Below are 18786 nucleotides of genomic sequence, written 5' to 3' on the forward strand. Positions count from 1 at the left end.
GGACCGCTCGCTTCTTCTTACCCTGCGCCGCCACCGGCGGCGTCAGCGGACGGCCGCCACCGCCTTCCCGATCAGCTCCGCGACCGCGTCCGGCCGGGACACCGAGACCGCGTGCGAGGCCTCGACCTCGACCGATGTCGCGCCCGCGCGCTCGGCCATGAAGCGCTGCGCCGCCACCGGGATGTTCTTGTCCGCGGTGGTGAGCAGGGCGAACGAGGGCAGGTCCCGCCACGCGGTCGCCTCCGCGCCCTCCTGCAGCGCGGCCAGCGCCACCGGGCGCTGGGTGACGGCCATGAGCGCGGCCTCGGCGCTGTCCACGTCGGCGGCGAACTGCCCGGGGAACTCGTCCTGCCGGATCCGCAGTTCGGTGCCGTCCGGGTAGTCCGCCGGTGCCGTGGTCGGGCCGAGAGTCGAGCCGGGGAACTTGTCGGTGAGCTCCAGCGCGCTCTCACCGGAGTCCGGGATGAACGCCGCGATGTAGACCAGCGCGGCCACGTTCGGCTGCCCGGCCGCCGCCACGGTGATCACGCTGCCGCCGTAGGAGTGGCCGGCGAGCACGACCGGGCCGTCCACGGTGCGCAGCACCGAGGCGACGTAGGCAGCGTCGGAGGCCAGCCCGCGCAGCGGGTTCGCGGCCGCCACGACCGGGTGGCCGTCGGCCCGCAGCCGGGCGATCACGCCGTTCCAGCTGGACGAGTCGGCGAAGGCGCCGTGCACGAGCACGACCGTCGGGGCGCTCATGCGGGGTGCAGCGCGGAGCGCAGGGTCGCGACGGCCTGGGCGACCGCGGCCTTGGCGGCCTCGGTGTCGTGCAGCGTGTTCAGCATGACGAAGTCGTGCACGATGCCGCCGTAGCGCACCGCCGTCACCGGGACGCCCGCGGCGCGCAGCTTGGCCGCGTACGCCTCGCCCTCGTCCCGCAGCACGTCGGCCTCGGCGGTGATGACCAGCGCGGGCGGCAGCCCGGCGAGCTGCTCGGTGCTCGCGCGCAGCGGCGATGCGGTGATCTGCGCGCGGTCCTCCGCGCTGGTGGTGTACTGGTCCCAGAACCACTTCATGCCCTCGCGGGCCAGGAAGTAGCCCTCGGCGAAGCGGTGGTACGACTCGGTGTCGAAGGCCGCGTCGGTGACCGGGTAGAAGAGCACCTGCTGCACGAAGCTCAGGTCGCCGCGCTCCTTGGCGAGCAGGGTGAGCGCGATAGCCATATTGCCGCCGACCGAGTCACCGGCGACGGCGATGCGGGCCGGATCGAGCCCGTGCGCCGCGCCGTCGCTGACGACCCACTGCGCGACCCGGTAGGACTGCTCGTTGGCGACCGGGTACCTGACGTCGGGGGAGCGGTCGTACTCCGGGAAGACCACCGCGGCGTTCGCGCCGACCGCGAGGTCGCGCACCAGCCGGTCGTGGGTGTGCGCGTCGCCGAAGACCCAGCCCGCGCCGTGCGTGTAGACGATCACCGGCAGCGCGCCCGCGGCGCCCTTCGGCTTCACGATCCTGGCCTGCACCGACCCGGTCGGGCCGCCCTCGACGGTGACCCACTCCTCGTCGATCTCCGGCTTCCAGATCTCCGAGTCCTGGACGCCGTCGACGGTCTTGCGGCCCTCCTCCGGATCCAGCTGGAAGAGGAAGGGCGGCTCCGAGGTCGCGTCGACGAAGGCCTGGGCGGCCGGCTCGAGCGAGAGGCCGTGCGGATTTCCTGCCATGGCGATTGCCTTTCTTGTTGGAACGTTTCAGGACAGTGCGGACAGTGCCTCGGTGAGCACCGCGACCACCTCGTCGGGGTGGGTGCGCATCACCAGGTGGGGCGCGTCGATCTCGACGACCGCGAGCAGCCCGGCGCGTCGGTAGCCGAAGCGCTCGACCTCGGGGTTGATGGTGCGGTCGGCGGTGGAGACGATGCCCCATCCGGGCTTCGTCTTCCAGGCCGCCACGCCGGCCGGTTCGCCGAAGGCGAAGGCGGTGAGCGGGCGCTGCGAGACGGCGAGCACCGCGGCCTCGGCCGGGTCCAGCCCGGCGGCGAAGACCTCCGGGAACCTGTCGATGTCGACCGAGACGTCGGTGCCCGGCTCGCCGCCCGGCACCGGGTACGGGGTGTAGACCAGCGCCGACGCCAGGTCGGAGTCGGGGAACCCGCCCTGCAGCTGCCCCAGGCTCTCGCCCTCGTCCAGCGCGTAGCCGGAGACGTAGACCAGCCCCGCCACGTTCTCGGCCACCCCGGCCACGGTGATCACCGCGCCGCCGTAGGAGTGCCCGGCCAGCAGCACCGGGCCGTCGATGCCCTCGACCACGGCGCGGATCGAGGCGGCGTCGGCGGCGAGGCTGCGGTTGTAGACCGGCGGGACCAGGACGCGGTGCCCCCGCGCGAGCAACCGCTGGGTGACCGGGGCCCAACTGGCGGCGTCGGCGAAGGCGCCGTGGACCAGGACGATGGTGGGGGAGGGCATGGCTTTCCTTTCCGGACCGGCGGGTGCCGGCGCACCGTCGAGTCTCCGCCCGCGGCGGCGCCGGCGCCCCGCCTCACCGGCCCGGTTTGCCTCCGATCGGGACATGGCGTCACGCGCCGACCGCCGCGGGCAGCGGCGCACCGGTGGAGCGGAACCGCTGCTGGTACTTGCTCGGCGAGATTCCGAGCCGGGCCACGAAGGCGCGGCGCAGCGCCTCGCTGCTGCCGTACCCGGCCGTCATCGCCGCCTCGGTGACGCCTGCGCCGGTGTGCAGCAGGTCGCGGGCGACCCCGAAGCGGATGAAGGCGACGTACTCGGCGGGTGAGCGCCCCAGTTCGGCGCGGAAGAGCCTGGTCAGGTGCCGCACGCTGACCCGCGCGTGCGCGGCGAGGCTCCGCACCGTGTGCGGCGCCGCCGGGTCGGCGCAGATCAGGTCGACCACCGCGCGCACCAGCGGGGTGCGCGGCGCGGGACCGCTCAGCGAGGCGGAGAACTGCGACTGCCCGCCCGCCCGCTGCATGTACACCACCAGCGACTGCGCCACCCGGCGCGCCACGTCGGCGCCGTGGTCCTCCTCGACCAGCGCCAGCGCCAGATCCACCCCGGCGGCGACCCCGGCCGAGCTGTAGAGCGTGCCGTCGCGCACGAAGATGGCGTCCGGGTCCACCGCGACCGCCGGGTATCGCCTGGCCAGCTCGGTGGTGAACTTCCAGTGCGTGGTCGCCCGCCTGCCGTCGAGCAGGCCGAGCTCGGCGAGCACGTAGGCGCCGTTGCAGATCGAGGCGAGCCTGCGGGTGCGCGCCGCGAGGTGCCGCGCCGCCGCCAACACCCGCGGCGTGACGAAGGCCGCCGGCGCCAGCTCGCTGCCCGGGATCACTACGGTGTCGAACCGGCCCGCCTCCGCGGCGGCACCGGCCACCTCGATCCTGGCACCGATGGAGGTGCTGACATCCGCGCCGTCCGGCGAGAGCAGCACCACCTGGTAACCGTCCAGCGACTGGTTCGCCTCCACGAAGACCTCCGCCGGTCCGGCGAAGTCGAGCATCTTCACGCCGTCGAAGAGCAGGATGCCGATACGGCGTCTTGCGGTGACAGCGAACTCCGAGCACATACCGAGCAGTATTATGGAGTCGCGGCTCCAGAACAACCGGAACGCGCGGATCCGCCCATCGGCTACCGTGGCGGCATGGGACGTCCGCGTCGGTTCGACGAGTCGGAGCTGCTGGACGCCGCGACCGAACTCTTCTGGTCCCGCGGTTTCGACGACACCTCCGTCGAGGACGTCTCCCGCGCGACCGGCATCGGCAACGGCAGCATCTACGCCGCCTACGGCAGCAAGCGCGGCCTCTTCCTCGCCGCCTACGGCCGGTACTGCGAGCGCAGGGCCGCGATCATCCGCGAGGTCATGGAGTCCGCGCCCGGCTCGCCCCGCGACGCCGTCCGCGCCCTCTACTCCGCCGTCCTCGCCGGCTGCGCCGAACACCAGGACCGCCGCGGGTGCCTCATGCTCAACAGCATCGCGGGCCTCGGCGTCCGCATCCCCGAGGTGGTCGAGATCGGCGCCGCCGCCACCGCCGTCATGGAGCGCGCCGTCGCCGAGCGGCTCACCGTGCGCGGCGATGTCGATGCCGACATCGTGGCCGCGCAGGTGGTTCTGGTGGCGCAGGGCCTGATCCAGGGAAGCCGCCTCGGCATGCCGCGGGAGCGGCTGGAGGCAATCGCCGACGTGTCGGCCGCCGGGCTGCCGATCGGCGACGACGTCCCCGTCTCCTGATCAGAGCAGCGTGCCGATCGGGCTCTGCTCGACCTCGCGCAGCAGCTCCGCGACGTCGTCGCAGACGAACTCCGCGCCCGCGGAGGTCAGCTCGTCGCGTGAGATGCCACCGCTGAGCACGCCGACGGCGCGCACGCCGACCTCGGTGGCGGCTTTCGCGTCCCAGACCGTGTCGCCGACGAAGACCGCCCGCTCGGCGGGGACGCCCGCGCGGTCGAGAGCGATGCGGACGATGGTCGGGTCCGGTTTCGCCGTCTCGACGTCCTCGCCGTTGGTGACGGCGTGCAGGATGGAATCGCTGTCCAGCAGCTCGCGCAGGCGGGCGAACTCGTCGGGCGGGGCGGAGGTGGCGAGGACGATGCGCAGGCCGCGGTCGTGCAGCGCGCGCAGGATCTCCCTGGCGCCGGGGAGCAGGGTCAGCTCCCCGGCGGACTCCAGGTAGTAGCGGGAGTGCAGCTCGTCGGCGCGGTCGGCGCCGTCGCCGTCGAGGTCGGGGGCGAGCGTCTCGATCAGCGTGCCGCCGTCCATGCCGATCGCGCGGTGGATGCGCCAACTCGGCACCACCGCGCCCGCCACGCGGAAGGCGCGGTGCCAGGCGCGGGTGTGCAGGTAGTTGGAGTCGGCGAGGGTTCCGTCGACATCGAACAGCACGGCGGCGGGGTCGGGCACGGGCTCCTCCTCGGGTCGGGTCTCGCCCGGGTACCCGACCGGCCGCGTGGGAATCAGCCGTTGAGGGTCGCCAGCACCGTGCTCGCCTGGTGGTTCACGCCGAGCTGGTTGGGGTGGAAGGGCAGCGCGGGGCCGGGCGGGTCCGCGGTGACCGGGATCAGCCCCTCGACCCAGCGGACGCCGGGCGGGCGGCAGGCGTCGTGCCCGATGCTGCCCTCGTAGGTGTTGGCGAACTCCACGCCGGTCTCCCTGGCGACGACGGAGAGCATGGTGTTCAGCTGGGCGAGCTTCTGGGCGAGCCAGTTCACGTCGGTCGGCGAGATCGGGATGATCGGGTAGCAGGGGTCGCCGACGGCGACGCCGTCCAGGTAGTTCAGCATGACGATCCGGGCCTGCGGCGACCGCGCCTTGATGCCTTCGATGGTCGCGGCGATCACCGGCTCGGCGGCCTCGATCCGCTGCGTCATCTGGTCGACGCCGTTCACCACGAAGCGGTCCACGCAGGGTGAGAGCGCCGGGTTCGGGGTGATGCAGGTGCGCACCGTGGCCGCCAGCCCGACATTGTTGCCGCCGATCAGGATGGTCACCAGGTCAGTGTTCGGGGTGAGCCGGTCGAACTGCGGGGTGTTGAAGGACGGGTACTGGTCCTTGCCGAGCGGCTGGTCGGCGGTCATGTCCTCGGTGGTGGCGCCCGCGCAGGCCGCGTCGGTGAAGGTCGGGATGGCCAGCGCCTCGGCGACCTGCCTGGCGAAGTTCTGCGTGCGCTGCAGGCAGCCGAGCGGCACGAACTCGCTGTTCAGCAGCGCCGGGTTCAGGGTGGCGCCCGCCGACCAGGAGTCACCGAGCGAGACGTACTCCTGGTAACCCGGCGGTTGTGCGGTGGCGAATGGCGCCATCGCGCAAGTCAGCACAGCTCCAGCAAATGCAGCGACAGTACTCCGCCACATGGGCACCTCCGGTTCTCGTTGCGGGTGAGCCTGGCAGGTGACAGCGTGCCAGCAGATCACCCGCAACGGGGGAGATTGTCCGTTTCGCTATGGTGTGGCGTGATCTCCGCGCTCTTGCTCCTCACCGCTGCCGTCCAACTCGCCTGCGTGGTCCTGCTCTGGACCCGCACCACCCGGCTCGCCCGCATCTGGCTGCTCGGGGTGGTCGGGCTCGGCGTCGCCTACGACTCCGCGATCATCGGGCTCGGGGTGGTGATCGGCGAGGGCGAGCTGCTCGAGACGCTCAGCGTCGGCCGCTTCGTGGGCCACGCCCTGCTCACCCCGCTGCTCGTGCTGTGGGCGGCCGACCGGGTCGGCGCGGGGCAGCGGCTGCGCTGGTCCTCGGTCGCGCTGACCGCCGTGCTGGTCGCCTGGGGCATCTTCGAGCTACCGCACATCGACCTGATTCCCAAGGAGTACGCCGACACCCTGCGCTACGCCTCCGCCGACCCCGCGCCGCCGATCGTCCCGCTGGTCGTCACCGTCGTGCTGCTGGCCGCGAGCATCTGGCTGCTGCGCCGGGAGTCCAGGTGGGCGCCGCTGGTCGGCACGGTGCTGCTGGTGGCGGCCTCCGGGGCGGCGGTGGCGGTGCCGCCGCTGGGCAATATCGGCGAGGCGGCCATGCTGGTCGGGCTCACCGCGGCCGAGCTGCCGCGCCGGTCGAAGAAATGACGAAACGGGCCCCGGAGAGATCCGGGGCCCGTTTCGTTTCGGGGAGTCAGTGCTGGAGCACGCGCTCCCTGGATTCCGTGACGGTGTCCGCGGTCCGCGGCGTCGTCCCCGCGTGCATGGGGTCGAGCGCGGGGTCGATGTCGATCGTGGTGCGCAGCGGCTTGTTCGGCAGCAGCGCGGTGGCGATCAGCGCGATGACGCAGGCCGCGGCGGCGACCAGGAAGATGCGCCCGGTGGCGTCGCCGTAGGCGGCGCGCACGATCTCCAGGACCGGGGCGGGCAGCGACGTCAGGTCGAGGCTGCCGCCGCCGGAGCTGCCCGCCGGGATACCGAGCTTCGCGAAGCCCTCCGCGGAGAGCTCGCCCACCCGGGTGGCCAGGATCGAGCCGAGCACCGAGACGCCGATCGCGCCGCCGAAGGTGCGGAAGAACGCGACGTTGCTGGAGGCGGCGCCGATGTTCTGCACGCTCACCGTGTTCTGCACGGCCAGCACCAGGTTCTGCATCATCATGCCGACACCGAGCCCGACCACGGTGATGTAGACCCCGACCAGCCACAGGTCGGTGGCGTGGTCGATGGTGGAGAGCAGCCCGAAGCCGATCACCAGCAGCACGCCGCCCGCGACGACGAAGCGCTTCCACTTGCCGAACCGGGTGATCAGCTGCCCCGAGGTGACCGAGGCGATCAGCATGCCCGCCACCAGCGGGATGGTCAGCACGCCCGCCGCGGTGGGGGAGTAGCCCCGTGCGGTCTGGAAGTACTGGCCGAGGAAGGTGGTCGCGCCGAACATCCCGACACCGACCGCGATCGAGGCGATGATCGCCAGCCCGGTGGTCTTCTCCAGCACGATGGGCAGCGGCACGATCGGCGACTTCGCCCGCCGCTCCACCCACACGGTGGCGGCCAGCAGCAGCACCCCGGCGCCGACGTAGAGCGCCGACTCGCGGGAGAACCACGCGTAGTACCCGGCCTTGCCCGCGAAGGAGACCCAGATCAGCAGCACCGAGACGCCCGCGGTGAGCAGCGCGGCGCCCAGCCAGTCGATGGAGACGCCGGTCTTGCGCTCGGTCGGCAGCCGCAGCGTGCGCTGCACCAGGAACAGGGCGATCACGGCCAGCGGCACGCAGACGAAGAAGCACCAGCGCCAGCCCAGCGGGCTGTCCACGATCACGCCGCCCAGGATCGGGCCGCCGGACATGGAGACCGCCATGACCGCGCCCATGTACCCGGAGTACCGGCCGCGCTCGCGAGGCGCGACGATCGAGCCGATGATCGCGACCACCAGCGCCGTCAGCCCGCCCATGCCGACGCCCTGGATCACCCGGGCGACCAGCAGCAGCGGCACGTCGTGCGCGAACCCGGCGAGCACCGAGCCCGCCACGAAGATCACGATGGCGGACTGCACGAGCAGCTTCTTGTTGAACAGGTCGGCGAGCTTGCCCCAGAGCGGGGTGGTCGCCGCGTTGGCGAGCAGCGCCGTGGTGATGACCCAGGCGTAGGCCGTCTGCGAGCCCTTCAGGTCGCCGATGATGGTCGGCAGCGCGGTGGCGACGATCGTGGTGCTCAGCAGCGCCGTGAACAGCGCGGCCAGCAGACCGGTCATCGCTTCCAGGATCTCGCGGTGCGTCATGGCGGCGGGCTCTCGGTCCTTCACCGCCTCGGCTGTGGTTGACATCGAATACCTGACTTTCTATCGAACCGGCTGGTGCTCGCCCGCGCCGGTGCGGAGAGCGTGTTCGGTGAGCTTTTCCCGGAGGCTCCGGATGGTGCCGCGGGCCCGTTCGGCCTCGTCGTCACCCCAGTCCGCGAGAAGCGCGGCCATGACCTCGGCGCGCTGCACCCGGATCCGGCGCAGCAGCGCGCGGCCGGAGTCGGTGACGTGCAGGACCGTTGCCCTGCCGTCGGTGGGGTCGGGGTGCCTGGTCAGCAGGTTCTCCGCGACCAGGTCGGCGACGTGGCGGCTGAGCGCCGACGGGCTGAGGCACATCGAGGCCGCCAGGTCGCCCTGGCGACACGGGCCGTGCTCCTCCAGGGTGACCAGCACCCCGAGGCCGCCCGCGAGCAGCCGCTCGTCCTCGTTGCGGGCCATCGAGACCTTGATCGCCCGGCCCATGAGGTAGAGCTCGTCGATCAGGCTCTGGGCCGTCGCGCTCGACACCGCCATCTCCACCACTCCCGGAATGCCCGATTTAATTGCTTGCAGTAAGCAACTATACGACGGTTGCTTGACACAAGCAACTAAATAGCGGGCGTGTGCCTGCTCACGTCCCGGTTGTCCGGATTCAGTCCCTGACCAGCAGTCCGACCGAAGCGGCGAGCAGGGGGGCGAGCTCGAACAGCTGGGTTCGGGAGATCATGGCGCCGCGCAGGGACGGCACGCCCTCGGTGACCGTGATGCCAACGGCCTCGCGCAGGTCCACCTTGTCCATCGTGGTGTCGCGGAGCGCGAGCTGCACCCGGCTGCCGGGGAAGGCGACGGCGGTGAGCTTGGCGCCCGCCAGGTCGACGTCGCGCAGGACGCAGTCGCGGAAGGTGACCTCGCGGAGTTGGGCGCCGCAGAAGTTGGCGCCGTCGAGCTTGCAGCCCTCGAAGGTGACCCGGCGGAGGCGGGCGCCGATCAGCTCCGCGCCCGCCAGGGTCGACTCGAGCAGCTCGACGTCCTGCCAGGACGATTCGGTCATGGTGGTGGCGGTGAGGTCGGCGTTGCGGAACCAGGAGTCGGCGAACCTCGTCGCGGTGAAGTCGGTGCCGGTGAGCCTCGCCGCGCGTAGCGCGCACTCGGTGAAGCGGGCGTTGCGCACGGTGGCGTGCTGGTGCTCGCCCTCGATCAGAGCGCCGTCGTAGTCGCCCTCGTCGTCCAGGGGGTCGTCCAGGGGGCGGAGGTGGGCTGCGAAGGGGAGGTCGTCGAGTTCGCGCACGCCGTGCACCCTAGTTGCAGGTGCAGACAAGGGGATGCGGCCTACTCGCCGCCTCCGCCGCCACAGCTGGAGCCGCTCGAACAGCTCGATCCGCTCGAGCAACTGGAGCCACCGCTACAGCCGGAGCTGCCGCTATCGCCGCTGTCACTGGTGGAGATGCCCCCGCGGTCGTCGATCGGGGATGAGTGGTGCGGCGTGGAACCCGCCCCCCACTGCCCGTGGCGCGGATCAGGGTCTCGAATTTCGCCGGAACCTCGTCTGATCTAGATACCTTCCGGAGGCCGATCGTAGGCATCGACCGTTGCCTTGGCTGTGGACGAATTCTGCAACACGAGCTCCCATGGCCCGGTATTGATCTCGAATCGCTTTCCGAACCCGATCCACTTCCCCGCCAAGCGGGTCTGCGTTAGCTCCGCGAGGAGTTGCACGGCGCCGTGATAGCGAGCTCCCCGATAATAGCCGTCTTCCGAGGTCTGCTCACTCCAGGTGCCGGTGGCGACATGACCGTCGATACTCAGCTCCATCTCCAGAGACGACGCCGCGGAGTTCGGCAGGCTGCGCACGGTCAACCGGCCGCCGTGCTGGAGCAGCACGACGTGGTGCGCGGCGGTGAAGGTGGCGTCGCGGCCGTCGGAGTAATACTCGTAGCGGGACAGCCATACTCCAGCGAAGGTGCCCGCCGCGGGCCGCCCGCCGGGCGCTACCTGCTGCTCGGGGACTTCGCCGATCGGTGATCGCACCTCGTGCCCCACGCCGCGGGTCGCCATGACCGCCCCGAATCCGAGCGTCTCGATCGGCAGCCCCAGCACCAACTCCAGCGCTCGCGCGTGCGACGGCCGCGGGCTCGAGGTCTGCCCGGATTCCCACCGCTGCACCAGCCGCTTGGTGGCACTGTCACACCCCGCTTCGCGCAGCGCACGCGCCAGATCGTCCTGGCTCAGCAGGCGGGCTGTTCGCGCGGCGCGCAGCGCGGCATTCGGCATTCCGGCCATGCTGCCCACCGTAGGCCGATGACGCCGAAATGTCGCCCACTCGGTGCGAATCGACGCCGGGAATGTCGTCGCGGGCGTTGTTGCGCCGCATGCAGTCTGATGCTCCGAACGAAGGGCGAAGACATGAGGCGACCACGGGCGATCGGCTACCTGCGCCGTGATGTTTCGGGCATCCAGCAGCAGTGGGACGAGACTCGGATTCGGGCACTCGCTGAACGGCTCGGCTACGTCCTGCTGAAGACCGTAGCCTTCGGGGCGACTACGGCGGACCCCGTCGCACGGCTCGCGGCGGTGGTGCGAGATCCCCGGATCGAGGCAGTGGTGGTACCAGGTCTGGCGCACTTCGGTGGTAGGACGCCGAGCGAGCTCCTCGCGGTGACGGCTGTGGTCACCGTCTTTCCCGAGCGGTTCTACGCGCGCGGTGTCGATTTCGGCGCCGATGGACTGCTGTGATGCGTGGCGACGTGTTGGCGTTCAGCGAGCCCTCACCGCCGGTCGAGCACCGCCCGGGCGGCAGAGTCGAGAGCGGGCGTTGCGCACGGTGGCATGCCGGTGGTCGCCCTCGATGGGGGCGCCGTCGTAGTCGCTCTAATCGTCCAGGGGCCGTTGCCTGTCGAACGGGACGTGTCATTGCCCGGCGGTACGGTCCGACGCGGCATCGCGACCGGCGCGATGGTTCGAATCGAGGACGGGCTCGTGGTCGATCACCGCGAAGAAGTAGTGCGCAAACTGGCTCGGCTGCGTGAGCTGGGGGCCGAGGGGGAGCTGGAGCGGCGCTGGGAGGAGGGGTCGGAGGACGAGGAGGACCTCTACAACGCGGGCTGCCTGTCGTTACCGGACGGCGTGCTGCCCGAGGGGGAGGCGCCGGCCGAGCGGGAGTTGCGGGCACTGTACCGGCTCAGCGACGGTCCACGCTTCGGGATGGTGGCGCTGCGCAGGCAGGGGAGCACGTTCCGGATGCAGGCGGTCGATGTCGAAGGGCGGCCGATCCACGAGGGGACGAGGCTCGTTCTCGGTGCGGCGGGGGACGGCGTCTATATCCTGCTCGATTCCGGCACCGGCGCGGTCACGGTCTACGACTCGCTGTACTTCAAGTACGGGCAGGAGAGCGGGGTCCGCCTGGAGTGCGACAGCCTCTTCGAGTTCGTCGACACCGCCGCGCTCGGCCCGCGCTACCGGGAACTCTGGGGCCCCGCCGAGTCGGAGTGGTGGGCAGCGGATCCCTGGTGGAATTATCTGGTCGAGATCGGCTTCGCCCACCCGTGACCGCCCGGGTCAGCCCGCGGCGAGCGCGGCGGTCACCAGGGTGAAGGCGGCGACGATGACCGCGACGCGGACGTAGTGGTAGCGGTCCCAGCGGCCGGACTGCTCTTCCCAATCCGCCGGGCGGTTCTCGGCGGTCCACGTCTTGGCCCTGTTGTTGATCGGAACGAGCAGCGCGAGTGACATGACGACGCTCGCGACGAGCAGCGCGGCGGCGGTGACGACGAGGCCGGTGCCGGGTTCGCCCCAGGCGGCGACGGCCCAGATCGCGCTGAGGGCGACCGATCCGAGGTACCAGAACGGCATGAGGGCGCCGAGCATCCGGCCCCCGTGGGCCCGGCCGAGCAGGGTGGCTTCGTCGGGGAGCGCATCGAGGATGCGATTCACGACGAAGGCGACGGAGAGCTCGACCCCCACCATGAGGCCGATGAGTACGACGGTGCCGATTCCGAGTGCATCGATCATGGTGACCTTCTCTATCTAGTGCTGCTAGCTTCTGAATCAACACTAGAACTATCAGCGGCTGGTTGTCTAGCGATGCTAGAATTGACCCATGTCGGTACAGGAACGGAAGCGGCGCGAGCGGGCGGAGCGCGAACGCCTCATCGTGGCGACCGCCCGCGAACTAGCCGAGCGGGACGGCTGGGACGCGGTCACCACGCGGCGGCTCGCCGAGCGGATCGAGTACAGCCAGCCGGTTCTCTACAGCCATTTCCGGGGCAAGCGCGAGATCATCGGCGCCGTCGCGCTCCAGGGCGCCGCCGAGCTGGCGGCGCAGCTGCGGGCCGCGGCCGGGCCGGTGGCCGAGCCGCGCGCCCGGGTCACCGCCCTCGCCGATGCCTACCTCGACTTCGCCGCGCACAACCCATCGGTCTACGACGCCATGTTCCAACTCGACGGCGGCCTGATCTTCGCCGCCGACGACACACCGGAGCCCTTGAAGGACGCCTTCACGGCCCTGCTGGAAAACCTCGCCGAACTCGCCGGGACCGATGTCGAACCCGGCCTGTTCACCGAGGTCTTCTGGTCGGCGCTGCACGGACTCGCCACGCTCACCCGCGCGGGCAGGCTGCCCGCGGACGCCTCCGCGCGGCGGGTCGAGCTACTGGTCGACCGGCTCGCCGCGGTCTGAACGCGTCACCGCCGGTCGAGCACCGCCCGCGCGGCGGAGTCGAGGACGAAGCCCAGTGCGCCGATGACGACGATCACCGCCATGACCTGGTCGTAGGCGAGCTGGTCCCGGGCGTTCAGGATCTGGTAGCCCAATCCGGAACGCACGCCGAGCATTTCGGCGGGTACGAGCACGACCCACGCGATGCCGAGCGCGATCCGCAAACCCGCCTGCACGTGCCCGCGAATGGCGGGGAGGACGACCGAGAAGAGCCGTTCGCGGCGGGTGGCGCCGAAGGAGCGGGCGACGAGGAGCAGCCCGGGGTCGATGGCGCGGACACCCGCGCTGGTGTTCAGGACGATCGGCCAGACCGCGGCGGCGGCGACGAGGAAGATCACCGGCTGGTTGCCGATGCCGAAGACCGCGACGGCGATCGGCGCCCAGGAGAGCGGCGAGATCATGCGCAGGAACTGCACGACCGGCGCGACGGCGTGCTCGGTGGCGGCGTGCAACCCGAGCAGCAGCCCGAGCGGAACGCCGACGGTCACCGCGATGAGCAGCCCGAGCAGCAGCCGCCACAGGCTGACCCCGATATCGGCGAGCAGCACCCCGCGCTCGTACAGCGCGTGCAGCGCACCGGGAACGTGCTGCGGGGCGAACTCGCGCAGCAGCGAGTCGGAGCCCGCCAGCACGCTGGTGACCAGCCACCAGAGCGCGAGCGCGGCGGCGATGGCGGCGATGCGGGGGAGCGGGCTGCGGCGGGTGCGCGCGGCGGGGCCGGTATCGGGGAGGGCGGTGGTGGTCACGACGGGTCGATCTCCTCGATGCGGGTGGGGGCGGCGCCGCCGAGGCTGCTGCGCACGAAGCGGTCGTCGACGAGTTCGGCGTGCACCCGGGCGGGGTCGAGCCGGGTGAGGAACCGGGTGTCGCCGTCGACGACGGTCTCCGGCATGGCCTGGATCAGCGCGGCGGTGAAGCTGGGGTAGGGGTAGGCCTGGAAGCCGATGCGCTGCGGGTTCCACTCCGGGTGCCGCACGGGGGGCGGTTTCGGGTAGGTGAGCGCGGTGGTGATGGCGGGCAGCGGCTGCGGAAGGTAGCCGCCCGCCAGCAGTTCGGCGGTCGCGGGGCGGTCGGTGTCGATCTGCCGCTGCGCGGCGACCACACCGTCGGTGAGCGCCTGGGCCACCTCGGGGCGGCGGTCGAGCAGGTCCTGGTGCACGACGAGGGCGCAGCAGGCGTGGTCGCGCCAGAGGTCGCCGAGGTAGCGGTGGATCCGGCCGACCCCGCGCACCTGGGCGGCGGCGTTGAACGGGTCGGCGACGGTGAAGCCCGCGATCGAGCCGTTGGCCAGCGCGGGGACCATGTCCGACGGGCTCATGACGACCAGCTCGACGGTGCGGTCCGCGCGCGCGGCGGAGCGCCGGATCACCGGGCGCAGCCCGTGCGCGCGCAGGTACTGCTGGATCAGGATGTTGTGGATCGACCACCAGAACGGGATCGCCACCTGGGTGCCCGCCAGCTGCTCCGGTTCGGTGATGTGCGGGGCGACGGTGAGCGCGGAGCCGTTGGTGTGGTTCCAGCCGAGCACCCTGACGTCCGCGCCGAGCCCGTACTTCAGCTGCACGGCCATCGGCATGAGCAGGTGCACCACGTCGACCTGGCGGGTCAGGAAGGCCTCGGCGAGCGCGGCCCAGCTGCGGAAGAGCACCGGTTTCGCGCTGTGCACCGTGCCCGCGGCGACGGTGTTCGCGCCGTGCGCGACCAGCAGCGGCGCGGCGTCGGTGATGGGCAGGTAGCCGATCCGCAGGGTGCCGGTGGCGTTGCTGCGGTCGGTGCCTGCGGCGCGCGCCAGGTCCGCGATCCCGGCGACGCCGCCCGCGGCGACCAGCCCGGCGCACCCGCACAGCAGCGCCCGGCGGGAGAGGCTCACGCGGGCACCACCGTCTCGCGGTACCCGGCCACGATGCGCTCGCGCACCGCGACCGGGTCGGCGTCGGTCAGCGAGACATCCTCGCGCACTGCGGCACCGGGGCCGATGAGCACGATCCGGTCCGCGAGCCGCAGCGCCTCGTCGACGTCGTGGGTGACCAGCACGGTGGTGCAGGACAGTTCGGCGACCAGCTCGCGCAGCCAGTCCTGCAGGTCCGCGCGCACCGCGGGGTCGAGCGCGCTGAACGGCTCGTCGAGCAGCAGCAGCCGGGGCCGGACGGCGGCGGCGCGGATCACCGAGATCCGCTGCGCCTGACCGCCGGAGAGCTGGTCGGGGCGGCGGTCGGCCAGCTCGCCGAGGCCGAAGCGGGCGAGCAGCCCGAGCGCGTGGTCGGCGTCGAAGCCGTCGCGGTGCCGGGCGAAGCGGCCGCCGAAGAGGATGTTGTCCCGCACCGTCAGCCACGGCATGAGCAGCGGCTGCTGGAAGACGGTTCCGGTGGCGGGCGGGGTGTCGGCGCCGCCCCAGTCGATGCTGCCCGCGTCCAGCCGGTCGAGCCCGGCCAGCACCCGGAGCAGCGTGGACTTGCCGCTGCCGCTGGCGCCGAGCACGGCCAGGGTTTCGCCCGCGGGAACCGCGAGGTCGAGGCCGTTGAGGACCGGGAGGCCGGCGTAGCCCTTGCGGCCGTCCGCTATCCGTACTGCGAGAGTTCCCACCGCAACTGCCCTTCCGAGGGAGACTGGATCGGCAGGAAGGCAGCCTCCCGGAACCGACGGTTGGTGGCGCTGGCGGTGGCGTACCCCGCCCCGCCGCGCAGGGCGAACTCCAGCCGGGTGGCCTCGACCGCGAGCCGGGCCGCGCCGAGGCGGGCCTCGAGCAGCTCGGCGGGGCCCGCCGCGCCGGGGTCGGCGGCGTGCCGGTAGAGCTGGTGTCGCAGGTCGTCGCCGCGCGCGGTGAGCGATTCGAGCTCGGTGCGGAACTCCTCACCGAGCCCGTCCAGCCTGGCCGCGGCCTCGGTGAGCGCGGTGCGCGCGATGCCGGTGCAGAAGGCGGACTGCAGCAGCAGGAAGGTCGGGCGGATGGCGCCGCAGAAGCCCTTCAGGTCGTCGGTGATCCGCTGGTCGGCGGCGACGTCGGTGAAGCGCAGCGAGGTCGAGGCGGTCGCGCCGAGCGCGAGCAGCTCCGGGGCGGGCGCCACCTCGACACCGGGCGCGCCTGCGCCGGTGCAGCCGACGTGCCCGCGCCCCGACTCGTCGCGGAACGGGAACACGATCAGCGCGTCCGGGAAGACGTTGGAGGCCCAGGCGATCGGCCCGGAGACCCGGTCGCCAACGGCGGCCAGCGGCAGCGGGCCGAGCCCGGCCAGGTGCTTGAGCGCCGCCGCCATGGCGGTGACGCCGATCGTGCGGCCCGAGGTCAACCCCGCCAGGTGCGCCGAGCGGACGGGTTCCGGTGCGCGGGAGACGTATTCGATGGTCATCCGCTGCGCCCAGAGCGAGAAGCCGACCGCGAGGCTCTCCCCGGCGACCGCCTCGACCACGCCGACGATCGGTTCGATCCCCGGCTCGCCGAGCCCGATGCCGAGCAGCCCCAACCTGCCCAGCTCGGCCAGGTCGGTGCGGACGTCGGTCTCGCCGCGGTCGAGCGCGGCGGCCCGGTCGCGGACGAAGGCCACCGCCTCGGCGCGGGCGTCGAGCACGGCGGTCATGTCCTGGGTTCCGTGAGCGCGTGCAGGCGGTCGACGGGGGTGCTCACCGCATCGCGGGCGCGCCGGACCGCGGCCTCGTCGGGGGCGTCGTAGAAGCACAGGCACTTGGCGGTGTCCTCGCGGACGTAGGTGCGCAGGAAGTCGACCTCGGGCACGTTCGCGTACTTCGGCGCGTTCGCCTTCTTGCGGGCCAGGTAGGTGTCCATGTCGATCTCGGCCGGGATGTCCCACTCGACCAGGTACCCCGCCGCGGGCCTGGCCGCCTTGAGCTGGGCCAGCTCCGCGCCGACCAGCCGCACCTCGTGCGGGCCGTCGACGGCGCCGAGCGCGCCGTCCGGCTCCAGTCCCGGAGCCCGACAGGACTCGAACTCGGCGATCGCGAAGATCCGCCCGGCGCCGCCGGTGACCTGCGCCTCGATCAGCTCGCCGCCGGCCTCGCCGAGGCGCGCCGCCAGCTCGTCGACGGCCTTGGCCGGGTCGATCGCGGGTGCCAGTTCGTACAGGTACAGGGACATGCGGGATCGCCTTTCGGAGAAACGGAGAGCGGCCCTCGACGCAGTGCGGGACCGGGACGCGGCTCAGCGCGAGTGACGACAGGCAGCACCGGCGACGCGCACGAGATCCACGTGCAGGCGGCGGGTGAGGGTACTGCGGGTCACGCAGCAACCATGACATAGACAGAACGATCTGTCTATTCGGTGGAGTGGCTATGGTGGGTGGTGTGACCACGTCGACGGAATCCGCGGCGCCGGCCAAACCGAGCCCGGCGCAGCGCCTGCTCGAGACCGCGGGCACCCTGTTCGCCCGCTACGGCATTCGCGCCGTCGGCATCGACCGGGTGCTGGCCGAGGCCGGGGTGGCGCGCGCCAGCCTGTACTCCAGCTACGGCTCCAAGGACGCGCTGGTGCTCGCCTACCTCGAGCACCTGGACCGCCGCGACCGCGCCCGCTGGCAGGAGGCGGTCGCCGCCGTCGCCGACCCGGCGGACCGGGTGCTGACCTTCTTCGACCTGGCGCTGGCGTCGGCACCGGGCAGGGGGTTCCGGGGGTGTCAGTACGCCAACGCCGCCACCGAGTTCCCGGACCAGGAGTTGGCACCTGTCGTCGCGCACCGGATCTGGGTGCGGGAGACGCTGACCGAGCTGCTCACCGAGGTCGGGGCCGCCGATCCGGCCGGGCTCGCGCAGCGGATCCAGCTGGTCTACGACGGGGCGCTGGCGGGGTCGAAGCTGGAGCACTCGGTGCAGCCGCTGCGGTTCGGTCGGGAGATCGCGGCGGAGTTGCTGCGGCGCTGACGGCTCGCTCGGAAGGTCGAGCGGTAGGCCGCGGGGGCGGTGCCGACGTGCCGGGTGAAGTGGTAGCGCAGGGTCTCGATCGAGCCGAAACCGACTGTCCCGGCGACGCGTTCGACGGGCATGTCGGTCGTCTCCAGGAGTTCCCGCGCCCGCTGTAGGCGGCGGTCGAGCAGCCACTGCCCGGGGGTTGTGCCGGTGTGCGCGCGGAAGCGCCGGGAGAGGGTCCGCGGGCTCATGGCCGCCGCGGCGGCGATGTCGGCGAGCGACAGGGGTGTGCCGAGGTTGTCCTGCATCCAGTGCAGGAGCGGGGCCAGGTCGACGGAGTTCGCGGCAGGCGCGGGGCGCTCGATGAACTGCGCCTGGCCACCCGCCCGCAGGGGTGGGGTGACGAGTTGCCGGGCGATGTCGGCGGCCACCGCGGCGCCGTGGTCGCTCCGCACGAGGTGCAGGCACAGGTCGAGCCCGGCCGCGACGCCCGCGGAGGTGAGGATCGCGCCGTCGTCGACGAAGAGCACCGCGGGGTCGACGGTGACCGCCGGGTGGCGCTCGGCGAGGTGGTCGGCGAGCAGCCAGTGGGTCGTCGCGGTGCGGCCGTCCAGCAGCCCGGCCGCGGCGAGGACGAAGGCGCCGGTGCAGATCGAGGCGATCCGGGCGCCGCGGTCGGCGGCCGCCCGCAGGGTGCGCAGGACGCGCGGGTCGGGGAGCGCGTCGGGGTCGGCGCCGGGGACGATCACCGTCTGTGCCGCACGGACGGCGTCGAGGCCGTAGCGCGTCGAGACGGTGAACATCTCCTCGCCCGCGGCGGTGGCGATCGTGTTCCGCGTGCGCAGGGCGCAGACCCGAACCTGGTAGCCGGGGGCGAGCGCGAAGACCTGGCACGGGGTGGCCAACTCGAAACCGACGACCCCGTCGACCGCGAGCACGGCGACGGTATGCATGGCCGGATCCTAAGCCACCCTGGCGAGCCGGCCACTGGTCCGGTGCGGCGCACCGGGAAATACTCGGGGCGTAACCACAACCGCCACCGG

General features: G+C 72.1%; 24 protein-coding genes. 6 read left to right on the forward strand and 18 right to left on the reverse strand.

Annotated features, from left to right (window positions below):
- Positions 1-42: 42 nt before the first annotated feature.
- The 4 genes from ACFUUZ_RS06950 to ACFUUZ_RS06965 form a co-directional block, all read right to left on the reverse strand.
- Positions 43-741, reverse strand: coding sequence for an alpha/beta fold hydrolase (locus ACFUUZ_RS06950; RefSeq protein WP_378693345.1), 699 nt, complete (start codon positions 739-741; stop codon positions 43-45).
- Complete coding sequence (locus ACFUUZ_RS06955) at positions 738-1703, reverse strand: alpha/beta hydrolase (protein WP_378693347.1); 966 nt, start codon at positions 1701-1703, stop codon at positions 738-740. The genes ACFUUZ_RS06950 and ACFUUZ_RS06955 overlap by 4 nt, the downstream gene beginning before the upstream one ends.
- A 27-nt stretch (positions 1704-1730) precedes the next feature.
- A complete protein-coding gene (locus ACFUUZ_RS06960; protein WP_378693348.1) occupies positions 1731-2444 on the reverse strand; it encodes an alpha/beta fold hydrolase in 714 nt (237 codons plus the stop codon).
- Positions 2445-2553: 109 nt separating this feature from the next.
- Positions 2554-3555: a GlxA family transcriptional regulator gene (locus tag ACFUUZ_RS06965; protein WP_378693350.1), complete on the reverse strand. Its 1002-nt coding sequence runs from the start codon at positions 3553-3555 to the stop codon at positions 2554-2556.
- 75 nt (positions 3556-3630) lie between these two features.
- On the opposite strand from ACFUUZ_RS06965, the gene ACFUUZ_RS06970 reads away from it, so the two are divergent.
- Positions 3631-4218 (forward strand): TetR/AcrR family transcriptional regulator, encoded by a 588-nt coding sequence (locus ACFUUZ_RS06970; RefSeq protein ID WP_378693352.1) that lies wholly within the window; start codon positions 3631-3633, stop codon positions 4216-4218.
- Here the strand turns inward: ACFUUZ_RS06970 and ACFUUZ_RS06975 are convergent, their stop codons facing one another.
- Entirely contained in the window at positions 4219-4887 is a 669-nt protein-coding gene (locus ACFUUZ_RS06975; protein WP_378693354.1) for an HAD family hydrolase, read from the reverse strand.
- Positions 4888-4940: 53 nt separating this feature from the next.
- A complete protein-coding gene (locus ACFUUZ_RS06980; RefSeq protein ID WP_378693356.1) occupies positions 4941-5783 on the reverse strand; it encodes an SGNH/GDSL hydrolase family protein in 843 nt (280 codons plus the stop codon).
- A gap of 150 nt (positions 5784-5933) precedes the next feature.
- Here ACFUUZ_RS06980 and ACFUUZ_RS06985 point away from each other — a divergent pair, with 150 nt between their 5' ends.
- Positions 5934-6545, forward strand: a complete 612-nt coding sequence (locus tag ACFUUZ_RS06985; RefSeq protein WP_378693358.1) for a hypothetical protein — start codon at positions 5934-5936, stop codon at positions 6543-6545.
- Positions 6546-6591: 46 nt separating this feature from the next.
- On the opposite strand, the gene ACFUUZ_RS06990 is transcribed toward ACFUUZ_RS06985, so the two are convergent.
- From ACFUUZ_RS06990 to ACFUUZ_RS07005, 4 genes are all read right to left on the reverse strand, one after another.
- A complete protein-coding gene (locus tag ACFUUZ_RS06990) occupies positions 6592-8175 on the reverse strand; it encodes an MDR family MFS transporter (RefSeq protein ID WP_378693414.1) in 1584 nt (527 codons plus the stop codon).
- A 60-nt stretch (positions 8176-8235) separates the two neighbouring features.
- Positions 8236-8709 (reverse strand): MarR family winged helix-turn-helix transcriptional regulator, encoded by a 474-nt coding sequence (locus tag ACFUUZ_RS06995; protein ID WP_378693360.1) that lies wholly within the window; start codon positions 8707-8709, stop codon positions 8236-8238.
- A gap of 118 nt (positions 8710-8827) precedes the next feature.
- Positions 8828-9463, reverse strand: a complete 636-nt coding sequence (locus ACFUUZ_RS07000; protein WP_378693362.1) for a pentapeptide repeat-containing protein — start codon at positions 9461-9463, stop codon at positions 8828-8830.
- A 263-nt stretch (positions 9464-9726) separates the two neighbouring features.
- Positions 9727-10455: a helix-turn-helix domain-containing protein gene (locus tag ACFUUZ_RS07005; protein ID WP_378693363.1), complete on the reverse strand. Its 729-nt coding sequence runs from the start codon at positions 10453-10455 to the stop codon at positions 9727-9729.
- A 99-nt stretch (positions 10456-10554) separates the two neighbouring features.
- Between ACFUUZ_RS07005 and ACFUUZ_RS07010 the strand changes: the two genes are divergently transcribed.
- Together ACFUUZ_RS07010 and ACFUUZ_RS07015 are read left to right on the forward strand one after the other, a co-directional pair.
- The gene (locus tag ACFUUZ_RS07010; RefSeq protein WP_378693365.1) at positions 10555-10908 is read left to right on the forward strand and encodes a hypothetical protein; all 354 of its coding nucleotides are present in this window, start codon (positions 10555-10557) and stop codon (positions 10906-10908) included.
- Between the two features lie 243 nt (positions 10909-11151).
- Positions 11152-11721, forward strand: a complete 570-nt coding sequence (locus ACFUUZ_RS07015; RefSeq protein WP_378693367.1) for a hypothetical protein — start codon at positions 11152-11154, stop codon at positions 11719-11721.
- Between the two features lie 9 nt (positions 11722-11730).
- Here ACFUUZ_RS07015 and ACFUUZ_RS07020 read toward each other — a convergent pair whose 3' ends face one another.
- Positions 11731-12183: an anthrone oxygenase family protein gene (locus ACFUUZ_RS07020; RefSeq protein ID WP_378693369.1), complete on the reverse strand. Its 453-nt coding sequence runs from the start codon at positions 12181-12183 to the stop codon at positions 11731-11733.
- Between the two features lie 88 nt (positions 12184-12271).
- On the opposite strand from ACFUUZ_RS07020, the gene ACFUUZ_RS07025 reads away from it, so the two are divergent.
- Entirely contained in the window at positions 12272-12850 is a 579-nt protein-coding gene (locus ACFUUZ_RS07025) for a TetR/AcrR family transcriptional regulator (RefSeq protein ID WP_378693371.1), read from the forward strand.
- A gap of 5 nt (positions 12851-12855) precedes the next feature.
- Here ACFUUZ_RS07025 and ACFUUZ_RS07030 read toward each other — a convergent pair whose 3' ends face one another.
- From ACFUUZ_RS07030 to ACFUUZ_RS07055, 6 genes are all read right to left on the reverse strand, one after another.
- A complete protein-coding gene (locus ACFUUZ_RS07030) occupies positions 12856-13635 on the reverse strand; it encodes an ABC transporter permease (RefSeq protein WP_378693373.1) in 780 nt (259 codons plus the stop codon).
- Positions 13632-14759, reverse strand: a complete 1128-nt coding sequence (locus ACFUUZ_RS07035) for an ABC transporter substrate-binding protein (protein WP_378693375.1) — start codon at positions 14757-14759, stop codon at positions 13632-13634. The genes ACFUUZ_RS07030 and ACFUUZ_RS07035 overlap by 4 nt, the downstream gene beginning before the upstream one ends.
- The gene (locus ACFUUZ_RS07040; protein ID WP_378693377.1) at positions 14756-15472 is read right to left on the reverse strand and encodes an ABC transporter ATP-binding protein; all 717 of its coding nucleotides are present in this window, start codon (positions 15470-15472) and stop codon (positions 14756-14758) included. The genes ACFUUZ_RS07035 and ACFUUZ_RS07040 overlap by 4 nt, the downstream gene beginning before the upstream one ends.
- Positions 15448-16464, reverse strand: a complete 1017-nt coding sequence (locus ACFUUZ_RS07045) for an acyl-CoA dehydrogenase (RefSeq protein ID WP_378693378.1) — start codon at positions 16462-16464, stop codon at positions 15448-15450. Before ACFUUZ_RS07045 ends, ACFUUZ_RS07040 begins: the two co-directional genes overlap by 25 nt.
- The gene (locus ACFUUZ_RS07050; protein ID WP_378693379.1) at positions 16461-16979 is read right to left on the reverse strand and encodes a DUF4242 domain-containing protein; all 519 of its coding nucleotides are present in this window, start codon (positions 16977-16979) and stop codon (positions 16461-16463) included. The genes ACFUUZ_RS07045 and ACFUUZ_RS07050 overlap by 4 nt, the downstream gene beginning before the upstream one ends.
- Before the next feature lie 63 nt (positions 16980-17042).
- The gene (locus tag ACFUUZ_RS07055; protein ID WP_378648168.1) at positions 17043-17123 is read right to left on the reverse strand and encodes a putative leader peptide; all 81 of its coding nucleotides are present in this window, start codon (positions 17121-17123) and stop codon (positions 17043-17045) included.
- A gap of 50 nt (positions 17124-17173) precedes the next feature.
- On the opposite strand from ACFUUZ_RS07055, the gene ACFUUZ_RS07060 reads away from it, so the two are divergent.
- A complete protein-coding gene (locus ACFUUZ_RS07060; protein WP_378693380.1) occupies positions 17174-17758 on the forward strand; it encodes a TetR/AcrR family transcriptional regulator in 585 nt (194 codons plus the stop codon).
- Here ACFUUZ_RS07060 and ACFUUZ_RS07065 read toward each other — a convergent pair.
- Complete coding sequence (locus ACFUUZ_RS07065; RefSeq protein WP_378693381.1) at positions 17665-18696, reverse strand: GlxA family transcriptional regulator; 1032 nt, start codon at positions 18694-18696, stop codon at positions 17665-17667. The genes ACFUUZ_RS07060 and ACFUUZ_RS07065 overlap by 94 nt on opposite strands.
- Between the last annotated feature and the right edge of the window lie 90 nt (positions 18697-18786).

This window comes from Nocardia sp. NPDC057353, from assembly GCF_042667085.1.
Taxonomy (GTDB): domain Bacteria; phylum Actinomycetota; class Actinomycetes; order Mycobacteriales; family Mycobacteriaceae; genus Nocardia.

Bases quoted from the DNA above. Each gene is read 5' to 3' on its own strand.
- ACFUUZ_RS06950 (WP_378693345.1), bottom strand. From the start codon at position 741: ATGAGCGCCCCGACGGTCGTGCTCGTGCACGGCGCCTTCGCCGACTCG.
- ACFUUZ_RS06955 (WP_378693347.1), bottom strand. From the start codon at position 1,703: ATGGCAGGAAATCCGCACGGCCTCTCGCTCGAGCCGGCCGCCCAGGCC.
- ACFUUZ_RS06960 (WP_378693348.1), bottom strand. From the start codon at position 2,444: ATGCCCTCCCCCACCATCGTCCTGGTCCACGGCGCCTTCGCCGACGCC.
- ACFUUZ_RS06965 (WP_378693350.1), bottom strand. From the start codon at position 3,555: ATGTGCTCGGAGTTCGCTGTCACCGCAAGACGCCGTATCGGCATCCTG.
- ACFUUZ_RS06970 (WP_378693352.1), top strand. From the start codon at position 3,631: ATGGGACGTCCGCGTCGGTTCGACGAGTCGGAGCTGCTGGACGCCGCG.
- ACFUUZ_RS06980 (WP_378693356.1), bottom strand. From the start codon at position 5,783: ATGGCGCCATTCGCCACCGCACAACCGCCGGGTTACCAGGAGTACGTC.
- ACFUUZ_RS06990 (WP_378693414.1), bottom strand. From the start codon at position 8,175: ATGACGCACCGCGAGATCCTGGAAGCGATGACCGGTCTGCTGGCCGCG.
- ACFUUZ_RS06995 (WP_378693360.1), bottom strand. From the start codon at position 8,709: ATGGCGGTGTCGAGCGCGACGGCCCAGAGCCTGATCGACGAGCTCTAC.
- ACFUUZ_RS07005 (WP_378693363.1), bottom strand. From the start codon at position 10,455: ATGGCCGGAATGCCGAATGCCGCGCTGCGCGCCGCGCGAACAGCCCGC.
- ACFUUZ_RS07010 (WP_378693365.1), top strand. From the start codon at position 10,555: ATGCTCCGAACGAAGGGCGAAGACATGAGGCGACCACGGGCGATCGGC.
- ACFUUZ_RS07020 (WP_378693369.1), bottom strand. From the start codon at position 12,183: ATGATCGATGCACTCGGAATCGGCACCGTCGTACTCATCGGCCTCATG.
- ACFUUZ_RS07025 (WP_378693371.1), top strand. From the start codon at position 12,272: ATGTCGGTACAGGAACGGAAGCGGCGCGAGCGGGCGGAGCGCGAACGC.
- ACFUUZ_RS07045 (WP_378693378.1), bottom strand. From the start codon at position 16,464: ATGACCGCCGTGCTCGACGCCCGCGCCGAGGCGGTGGCCTTCGTCCGC.
- ACFUUZ_RS07050 (WP_378693379.1), bottom strand. From the start codon at position 16,979: ATGTCCCTGTACCTGTACGAACTGGCACCCGCGATCGACCCGGCCAAG.
- ACFUUZ_RS07060 (WP_378693380.1), top strand. From the start codon at position 17,174: ATGGTGGGTGGTGTGACCACGTCGACGGAATCCGCGGCGCCGGCCAAA.
- ACFUUZ_RS07065 (WP_378693381.1), bottom strand. From the start codon at position 18,696: ATGCATACCGTCGCCGTGCTCGCGGTCGACGGGGTCGTCGGTTTCGAG.